This window comes from Candidatus Hydrogenedentota bacterium (assembly GCA_035416745.1).
GTDB lineage: Bacteria > Hydrogenedentota > Hydrogenedentia > Hydrogenedentales > SLHB01 > UBA2224.
In genome coordinates this window covers 1-9,474 of record DAOLNV010000009.1, presented here as the reverse complement: position 1 = coordinate 9,474, position 9,474 = coordinate 1, and the positions used below count along the sequence as shown (strand labels likewise).

Below are 9,474 nucleotides of genomic sequence, written 5' to 3'. Positions count from 1 at the left end.
AAGTGCCGGAACCTGTACAGGCGGACGCGAAGAATTCGTTTCGGCGTGTCTATGAGGAGGTGGACGCGAAGGCCATTGCGATGGAGGCGCGGCTGATAGTCGCTCTCAAGGGGGGAGATTGGGCCGGGCCCGAGGGCAACAAACCCGCTGCGAATGCCATCGCTGTCCGGGGGCTGGATTTCGACAGGGGGTTGTCGACAAACTCGAACAAGACGTATGACGACACCATGTATCTGGTCGTCGAGTCGCCTTCGGCGCCGCCCGAGGTGTTTGAATACCGGATGACTACGGAGTCCAGCAGCCAGGACAAAGGGGTCGGGCGGTTGAAATCAAAACAGGTCACGTACGTCCGGGGCAAGCACCGGGGCACGGATCCCGCGTACCGTCTTCTGGGGAACGCGGCGCCTGGAACGAGGGTCGGGGTCAAAGGCGAACAGCAGATTACGGGGGCGAACATCCATTCGGCATATGCGAAGCGCCCGATAAACAGCGAAACGCCCCTCAAACCCAACGTGTCGCTCGGATGCCAGGTGATTGCCGCGAGCAAGTCGGATTTCGAGAAAGGGCTTGTCCAGATGCTCGATCAGCGCGAGGTCAAGCAGTTTCCTTACACCATCGTGGAAGACGCGGAATTGGCCGAGTTCGACAAGATCCTGCAGAGCCAGGGCGAAAAATCCGTGCTGGCCGACAGCGTTTTGCGGTGAGACCCCGCTTCACCGGGACGGTGCATTCGTTTCTGCGGCGCGGCTGGGCGGCGAGGGGGAACGCTGCCGTATCATTCCCGCGGAGGAACCATCTCGCGCACGTTTGAGATGAGGACGTTGCGGACGTTGTTTTCGCCGGATTCGTAAGTGATAGGGGGCCCTTCCGCGTCGTACTTGATCACATTCGTGATGATGGATTCGGAGAGCGAGCCGGCGATGAGAATGGTGTGCTGCGAGCGGCTCATGATGTTGTTGACGAAGATGCGGCAGGTATCGCCCAAGGGGGTGACGCCGCCCCACTTCGGATTGTTGTCGCCGATCTTGAGCGCGGCGCGGCACGGTTTCGTCGAGCCGGAGGTATCGATGAGCCCGTCCAGGATGACGTCGTGAATTTTCAGGCCGCTGGCGTTGAGGAACCGGACGATGTGATGGCCGCCGGCGCAATATCCGCGGATGTTTCGCAGCGTGATATTGCGGATGTCGTCTGTTCCATTTCCGCGGTCGATGGCGGCGCTCACCATGGTCGATTCGGTGGAGCCGGCCTCAGCGCCAGCCGTGAGAATGTTGGTGAGCGCGATAAGATCGTCGCCGGAGTATCCGGTGATGTTTTCGATGAGGATATCGTGGCAGCCCTGTCGTAGGTCCAACCCGTCCTGATTGAGAATCGTTTCGGTCTTGCCGTCGATGGCTTTCTGTCCGGTGGACGCGAAGTCGACGTCGCGGACCCTGCCGAACGCGCAGCGTTCGAGCGAAATAGCCCATGCGTGGGAGTCGACCATTCGGATGTTCTCGATGCTGAAGCGTTCGACGAACGCTATCAGGATGCCGATGTTTCTCCAATCGCCGGTCTGGCTTTCTCCCTCGACGCCCGCGTCCGTGCCATAGGTCCGTTCTCCGAGAGTCTTGGCGCTGTCGCCGGTGGCGCGTGGGCGGTCTGCGCCCTCGAGCAGCGCGTTCCCGATGCCCCGGATGTGGATATCGTACAGCGGGGCGATTTCAGCGATGCCGAGGCCACAGTTTGCGCTGCGGATGAAGTTGTCGCGGCAGCGGTCGGAGAGTTTGATATGGCAGTTCTCGAGTTCGAGCGTCGTGCCGCTTTGAACGAGTATCGCCGAGTCAAGCAGCCAGACAGCGCGGGAGCCATCCGCGGCGTGATTGGTTCGTGGAATCACAACGCGCCTGCCGGAAGCTGCCGCTGCCGCAATGGCCTGGTTGATGCGTTCAATGTCGGAACCCTGGAATGCGTTCGGGGTGATTGGCTCGCACGATGCAGGAGCGGCTTCCTCCGCTGGCGCGGGATTTCCGGCAAGAACGCCCAGACACGCCGCCAGAGCGATTGCAGTAAACCAAAACCGATACACAGACGTCATGCCGAGGCCTCCGGTCGTAGACAGCCTTCTCAATGTGCTGCCTGCCGAGTATAAAAGCGATGCGCTGGGCACATCAACGCGCTGCGGGCATCGCGTAGCGTTCGGGCGGCTGCAGGGTGATGCGCGCGCGAACAGGCGCTATGAAAGGCCCTGGGCACCCGAACCGGACGGTGTGCTCGCCCTCGGGCAACTCGAACGTCTCGAACGGCGCTTCGGATGCCGCCGGTTCGGCCAGGGGCAGTCCGTACTGCCGCAACGGTTCACCGGGCCATAGAATGACGTATTGACCGTCGCGGAGGGTGCCCGGGCAGTCGATTCGCCGTCCGCCGATCTCCAGCCAAGGGTCGACCAGGGTTCGGACGTCGAGCGCGGGCAACGCCTTCACGTCGTCGATGGCGCAAGATACCGAGGTCTTGGCCGGCAGACCGTTGTAATAGAAATTGAGGCGCCGGACTTGAGAGTAGTCGATGGGATCCGACTCGGGGCGGGCAAGCTGCTGGTACCGCCAGCCGGCATAGTTGTTCGCGATGTAGAAGTCGTCTGCTTTGACGCCGTCGGTCAGCTGCAGCTTGAAACTGCCGCCGTTGCCGTCGCCGCGCAGCCAGAATCCGATGGCTTTGTGCCATGAGATATCGAGCGGCGGCTCGAATGCCTTGCCGATAACCGTCCAGCCCGCATCGGTACTCAAAGTGCTCTGGGCCGAATACACGGCATATTGGCTGCCTTCCTTCGGGCCATCCGTGGACAGGGCGAACTGTTGCGTGACGCCTTCGAGCGTGGCTCCGGCCTCTCCGTGCGCGATCACGGTCACGCCGGCGGCATCGCCGGGGAGATAAGGGGCCAGCTCGTCGAAGGTTTCCAGGGTAACTGCTTCCTGCGCGGTGTAGGACGGCCCCGGCGCGCTCCATGGGCCCGGCAGCGCGTGTACCTCAACGCCGGCGCGGGCAGGGCCAAGCGGCACGCGAACGGTCCATTGCGCGCTGGCCGGGTCAGCGGGATCTACCTCGTGCCATGGGTCGTAGATCACACGCTGAAACACTTCTTCGCCTTCCGCGCCGAGCAAGCGGTATTCCCGGCGCAAATCGAGCAGTTTTGCGCGTTCCTCGGGCGATTTCTCGCCTGCAAGGGCGGGGTCGATTCGCAGCCGGTTGCGCATGTCTTCAGGAACGCGGCCGGAGAGGCGAAGACGTTCATACCTGGCGATGCGATCGAGAATGTCGCCCGTGAAGGGGTGTTGCCGGGCCGCATCCAGTGATACCTGGAAGGACATCGAAGAGTCGTAGCCGATCGTCGCGCCCAGGACGTATTCGTACATGTCGAGTGCGCAGTTGGGGTCGTATCCATAGTACCAGCCGATATCGAGCGGCATGCCGTTGCGCTTGAACGAATCGAACCAGCCGGAACGTTCGTCGAGGTAGCCCTTGATATCGCCATGGCCGTCCGCCGAAGCGCTGCGCGCGAGGATGTGCCAGGAATAGTGGCTGAAACTGCTGGCCTGGATGAGGATGTCTTTGCGCGCGAGTTTATCGAAGAAGGTCTTGTGAAGTTTCGCGTTGTAGTACCAGTGGTCGCCCTGAAGACGTTCCGACCCGTCGAAATAGATCATGTCGATGTCGCAGGCGTTGGCCACGCGGGCGAAATGGCTGGATACCTCGTCGAGCAGCGGCGTGTCCATATCGTACGCGTGATATCCGTAAAAGCGCCTGAGATGCATGACGGGGGCGCCCTGAGCATGGGGCGCGGGCGTGGTGCCGAGGTGGCCGCGCTTGCAGCCGAGGAAACCCACGGGCGCGTCCAGGCTTCGCGAGCCGTAATGGATCAACTCGTTATCGATCTGGATGACCGTACCTTCGCCGTTGTAGCCGCCGTCTTCTTCCGGAAAGGCATCCGGCGGGGCAGCAGTTGGGATGAAATCCGCCTTCTCGTCGATAGCCGCGGCAAGCTCGACGTTCGCGCCCTTGACGAGACGCGGGTCGGGCACGGGCGTAAGATACGTGTCGGGGGGATAGATGGATGCGCCCAAGAGATGGAACCCGACATGAAACCCGGCATCCTTGAGGCGCTGGACGGTGCTGACCAGCGAATCGAGGCCGCCGGGGAAGTTGCCGGTATTGATCTCAAAATGCCCCGTGGCCTTTGTCCACACGTTCTGAAGGATGAGAATCATGTCGAACCCGCCCCGGCGGGCCATGGCGATGACGTCATCTGTCTGGGATTCGTTGAACTGCGTGATGAAGAAGTAAGAATGTTCGATCCAAGGTGAACGCTTGTTCCACACACCTCCGGGATGCGGACTGGGCAGGCCCCCGGCGATTTCGAACCGCTCCATGGTATCCATGAAATCCTGCTGGGGACTCACGAGCAGTCCGAACCGCGCAGGCAAGAGACCGTGCCCCGCGAGCGTCTCGAGATTGAGGGTCTGGGTCTCTTCGGTCCAGAAGAGAGAGCCCGGGCGTTCAAAATCCTCGAGGAGAATCGGCTCTTCCGTGCCGTCACGTTCCACGATAGCCTCGATCTGATCGATGATGCAGGAAACCGTCTGGGCGGGGAGAAGTCCGTTGTAGTAGATATTGAGGGTCGCGACGTGGTCGTAGCGCAAGGTGTCCAGGGCGGGTGTATCGATCGTGATCTGCTGCCAGCCTTCGAAGGAAATCGGGATGTAGTTGTCCCGGTAGCCGTTCTGCCCATCACTGAGTTGGATCTTGAGTTGCTGGCCTTTGCCGTCGCCGGACACCCATGCGCGAATGGCCTTGCAGCCTGTGAGATCGACAGGCTTGGGGAAATCATGCCCAACAACGTTCCAGCCGCCGGTTTCCGCGCCGGCCGTTGCCGTGAAACGCGCTGCGGTCGCGCCGGCCTTGGCTTCGTCCGTAGGCACGAATTCGTGGGTGCATCCCGCGCGGTCGCCGTCGCGGCGTCCGATAGCCTGTTTGTACGAGTGCACGTTGAACTCGGCCGCGGACAACGCTGCGATGTGGGTGGGTGTCCGCGCGGCGTTCAATGTCGACATGATCTCGGCGTCCTGCGGCACGGTCAGTGACATCAGCCTCAGGCGGGTCGTGCCGGGCGCCTCCAGCCGCGTCACTTCGAACACGAGGAAGCCCGCGCCGGGCGTGACAAGCATTTCGCACACGGCCCCGCCGGGAAACAGGGCTGTCAGGCGGCCATTGTCGGCCGTCACGGATTCCGGCAGGAGCAGGCCCTTCTCGGCATCCAGCCGGAGTATGGGATGAACGCTTGGCGGCCAGGGTATGTTGTCCGTTCCCACTTGGAGGCCGGGATACCCCTTGGCGTCAATCGACAGACGCGCGGTGCCCAGGTCGAATACGGCAATTACTGGTTCTTGCGCGATGGGCGCTTGAGCGCATACAAGAAGAAACGTTGCGGTCAAGAAAAGAGGGAATAAGCGCTGCGACGTTGACATTTCAGGCCCCTTCTCCGTTTTTTAAAACCAGACGTGTTGGCCGAACGGCCGGATTGCTCAACTCGATTGTATTGCTTCCGCGGGCTCTTCTCAACGCGTCTGCTTTGAACATTGCCCAAATTCGGGGCGGCGCACGCACGTTTGTGCCCATTGGATTCACGCGATTGCGCCGCGCACGGGGTGGCGTTTAGGATGTCGCTATTCACTGGAGGGCTGAAATCATGTGTGTGGTCATGGCATTGGCGTTGGCGGCAACAAGCGCCGGCGCTTCGAGCGGACGGGATTACACCTTCGACGGCTCGATGTCGCGCCAAGTTCTCGAGAACTACCTGTCCCGCTCTATTACGATGATGGATTTGCTGACGGGCGTGGGCGACGTGGACGACAACCTGCGCATGCTCCGGGAGACGGGCGCGAAATTCGCGGGGCGCACTCTGTATCTGTGGGGAGGCGAACAGCATCTTGGCGGCAGGCTCCGCCGGGCAGCGGAAATCGTGCCTCGGGTGCGCGCCATGGACCCCGACATGATTCTCCAGGGGGGGATTTTTGAGATTGTCACGACGCAGGTTGGGAGCGTTACCGTGCCGGGCTGGGTATTCGAGGAGTTCGGACTGCCCGTCGAGCAACGCAGTTTCAGCTACGAGGCGATGCTGTTCCCCGACGGAAAGTACCGAGACCACTGGAGCGCCGGAGCTTCGGTTCCCGACATGTCGCAACTCGAGACGCGGATGTGGTTTTACCATCTCGCCCGCCTCTATATCGACGCGGGCTGTGAGGCGATTCATTTCGGCCAGGTGGCGCTCGTAGGCGCGGCTGATCCCGGTTACGTGCACTGGTGGGACATGCTCGCGCGCGTCCGCGGGTATGCGAAGGACCATGCGCGGCGGCATTTCATTCTGTGCGATGCCCACACTCCGGATGGCGGGCCCCGCTACGACGGCGACAAGCTGTTGTTTGATTTCCATGCGTTTCCTCTGCGCATCAAGGAAGTCGAGGGTGAGCCGCAGAAAGGCATCCTCGAAGTGGGGTATATCGACAGCATTTACGGCCGCAGCAACGGGGGGCTTACGCCGAGCGGATGGCGTTGCGAACATCTCCCGTACCTGGTCGAACTCGACAATTGGGGCCGGAGCGGCAAGGAGGGCCAATATACCGGGGCATTCTGGTGCTGGGGCTACGACGAGATCGTGTGGTTTGCCCACCAACCCGCGGCCTATCGCGCCGGATGGTTGCGGTACGCCCGCGACTGGGTGCGCGAACATGACCCCAACGGGTTCCTCGAGATGCCGGGAAGCAGGTGTCTTGCGGTGCCGGTCTCGTTCGATGACGGTACCGAAACGAGCTGGTACCATGCAAACCGGCGAAGCGATGCCGTGCCGGCAGGATTCGGCGACGAAGCGGCCATCCGCGAGCTATGGAATGAGTGAAGGCTCTGGCGCCTTCGAATGAGATAAGGGAGGCGGGCATGATCCGGGGATGCAGAGTGGCGGCGGTGTATTTCATGCTGTGTTGTGCCGTTGGGCAGGCTTCCGAAGAAGTTACTCTGGCGGCAAACGGGGAAGCGGCGTACCCCGTAGTCGTTTCGGAACACGCATCCGCGCGTGTGCGCGCGGCGGCCGAGACGCTCGCGAAATACCTTGGCCAAATCGCCGGCACGGACTTCCCGGCCGCCACCGGAAACGGCGAGAGCGGCATTGCAGTCGGCGCCTGCGGCGATTTTGCGGCAGTGCGGCTCGCGCATCGATTTGATGCAGCAGACATTCGCCGGCGCGAAGAATATGTGCTGCACTCGCACGCAAAGGGCCTGTGGCTCATCGGGGCGACGGAGCTCGCGGTCGAACATGCGGTCTGGGATCTCCTCTACCGGCTTGGGTACCGGCAGTTTTTTCCCGGGCAGACCTGGGAAGTTGTGCCGCGGCTTGAAACGGTGTGTATCGCGCTCGATGAAGTCGAGCGGCCAGCCTATCGTGCACGGCGCATCTGGTATGGCTGGGGACCTTGGGATTATGCACAGGAGCCTTACGGCGAGTGGTGCGCGAGGAACCGGTGCGTGCACGGTGTTGCCCTGAATACCGGCCACGCGTACGACCATATCGTCAAATGGGCGGAGAAGGAATTCGATGCGCATCCGGAGTACTGGCCATTGCTCGACGGCGAACGGAAGAAAGTCTCCAATCCCAAACCCTGTCTGGGCAATCCGGAGGTTCGGGCGCTGTTCGTCAAGTACGCGCTGGAGCAGTTCGAGAATGACCCGTCGCTCGATAGCGTCTCGATGGACCCGAGCGATGGCGGGGGGTGGTGCGAGTGCCCCCTGTGCAGGGGGATGGGAAGCGTGAGCGATCGCGTCGTCACGGTTGCGAATGAGGTTGCCGCTGCGGTCGATGCGAGGTTTCCTGGGAAACTCGTGGGCATCTACGCGTACAACTACCATTCCCCTGCGCCGGGCGTGCGGGTTCATCCGAACGTGGTGGTCAGCGTGGCGACGGCCTTTATCAAAGGAGGGTATACGGTCGAGGAACTCATCACCGGATGGTCCGCCCAAGGCGCGACTCTCGGCATCCGCGAATACTATAGCGTGAACACGTGGGATCGGGATCAGGCGGGTCAGGCGCGGGGCGGCAACCTCGAGTATCTGCGCCGCACGATCCCCGAGTTTCACGCCAAAGGGGCCCGCTACATGTCCGCCGAATCGAGCGACAACTGGGGGCCGAACGGCCTGGGGTACTATCTGGCGGCGCGAATGCTGTGGGACCCAGCGGAGGCGGAACGGACCGGCGAGCTGGTCGAAGATTTCCTCGACCGGTCCTTTGGCCCCGCAAAGGAACCGATGCGGGCCTTCTACGAACAGCTGGACGGCTCGAAGCCCCATCTGGTTGTGGACGATCAGCTTGGCAGGATGTACCGCGCACTCCGGGATGCCCGCGAGCTTGCTGACTCCCCGGGTATTGCCGCCAGGCTCGATGCTCTGACTCTTTATGCGCGCTACTGCTCACTCTATCAACAGTATGCCGGGGCAGAAGGCGCGGAAAGGCAAGCCGCATTTGAAAAACTGATTCGCCACGCGTACCGCATGCGCGAAACCATGCTTGTGCATGCTAAAGCCCTCTATCGCGACCTGGTGACCCGCGACAAGACGGTGACGATTCCGGATACTGCCGCCTGGGACGTGCCGGAAGGGGACAATCCCTGGAAATCCAGCGAGCCGTTCACGCAACCCGAGCTCGCCGCCTTCATTGAAGAGGGAGTCGTTGGACATCCTCTCGTGGAGCTGGATTTCGAGCCCGTGACGTTCAGCGCGAGTCTGGTCCCGGCCGCCTCAACCTTGAAATTCCCGGCGGGGCTTCCTGCCGGTGAGCTTGGTCCCGGCCGGGGTACCCAGACTTTCTACACGTACGTTCAGGATGTTCCGGCGACAATCGAACTCGCCATCACCGGTGGTCTCATCGAACACTACCGCGACCGGGGAAACGTCAAAGTCGAGCTCTGGAAAATGGGCGGTTCAAGTGAAACGGGAGATAAGGAAACCCTGTCCGCAAGCGACCGAAGCGTTGCGCCCGATGGGGTTCAACATACAGTCAGGCTGCCTGTCCAGGAATCCGGTCTCTACAAGCTTACTGTCGACGATGGCGGAGACCGGACACAGGTCACCTGGCCTGAGGATGAGCCCATGACTGTCTTATCGAGCGGGGATACGCCGATGAATGGCTCCTACGGGGAATGGACCGGCTATTTCTATGTGCCCCGAGGAACGGCCGCGATTGGTTTGTTCGGAGGGGGGCACGGAGAAGTGCGCGACAGTGCCGACCGGCCGCAATTCTGGCTCAACGGCCGCGAACCGAATTTCTACAGAGTGCCAGTGCCCGATGGCGAGGACGGACGCGTTTGGCGTATATGCTACGCCAAAGGAGCGATTCGCCTCTTGACCGTTCCTCCCTGTTTTGCCATGACCCCGCAGACCTTGCTTCTCCCAGAGGAA

At 61.7% G+C, this 9,474-nt stretch carries 5 protein-coding genes; 3 read left to right on the top strand and 2 right to left on the bottom strand.

The features are described 5' to 3' along the window. Positions 1-704, top strand: a 704-nt coding sequence (locus tag PLJ71_05110; protein HQM48043.1) for a hypothetical protein, incomplete at its 5' end; no start/stop codon positions are given. A 71-nt stretch (positions 705-775) separates the two neighbouring features. Here PLJ71_05110 and PLJ71_05105 read toward each other — a convergent pair. Both PLJ71_05105 and PLJ71_05100 read right to left on the bottom strand, forming a co-directional pair. Next, positions 776-2,074 (bottom strand): hypothetical protein, encoded by a 1,299-nt coding sequence (locus PLJ71_05105; protein HQM48042.1) that lies wholly within the window; start codon positions 2,072-2,074, stop codon positions 776-778. A 73-nt stretch (positions 2,075-2,147) separates the two neighbouring features. Then, the gene (locus tag PLJ71_05100; GenBank protein HQM48041.1) at positions 2,148-5,498 is read right to left on the bottom strand and encodes a hypothetical protein; all 3,351 of its coding nucleotides are present in this window, start codon (positions 5,496-5,498) and stop codon (positions 2,148-2,150) included. 221 nt (positions 5,499-5,719) lie between these two features. Here PLJ71_05100 and PLJ71_05095 point away from each other — a divergent pair, with 221 nt between their 5' ends. Together PLJ71_05095 and PLJ71_05090 are read left to right on the top strand one after the other, a co-directional pair. Then, positions 5,720-6,925: a hypothetical protein gene (locus PLJ71_05095; protein HQM48040.1), complete on the top strand. Its 1,206-nt coding sequence runs from the start codon at positions 5,720-5,722 to the stop codon at positions 6,923-6,925. A gap of 38 nt (positions 6,926-6,963) precedes the next feature. After that, positions 6,964-9,474: DUF4838 domain-containing protein (locus PLJ71_05090; GenBank protein HQM48039.1), on the top strand; the 2,511-nt coding region annotated here is incomplete at its 3' end.

What these genes read in the sequence shown, in the direction of transcription:
- PLJ71_05100 (HQM48041.1), bottom strand. Translation starts at nt 5,498, where the DNA reads ATGTCAACGTCGCAGCGCTTATTCCCTCTTTTCTTGACCGCAACGTTT.
- PLJ71_05105 (HQM48042.1), bottom strand. Translation starts at nt 2,074, where the DNA reads ATGACGTCTGTGTATCGGTTTTGGTTTACTGCAATCGCTCTGGCGGCG.
- PLJ71_05095 (HQM48040.1), top strand. Translation starts at nt 5,720, where the DNA reads ATGTGTGTGGTCATGGCATTGGCGTTGGCGGCAACAAGCGCCGGCGCT.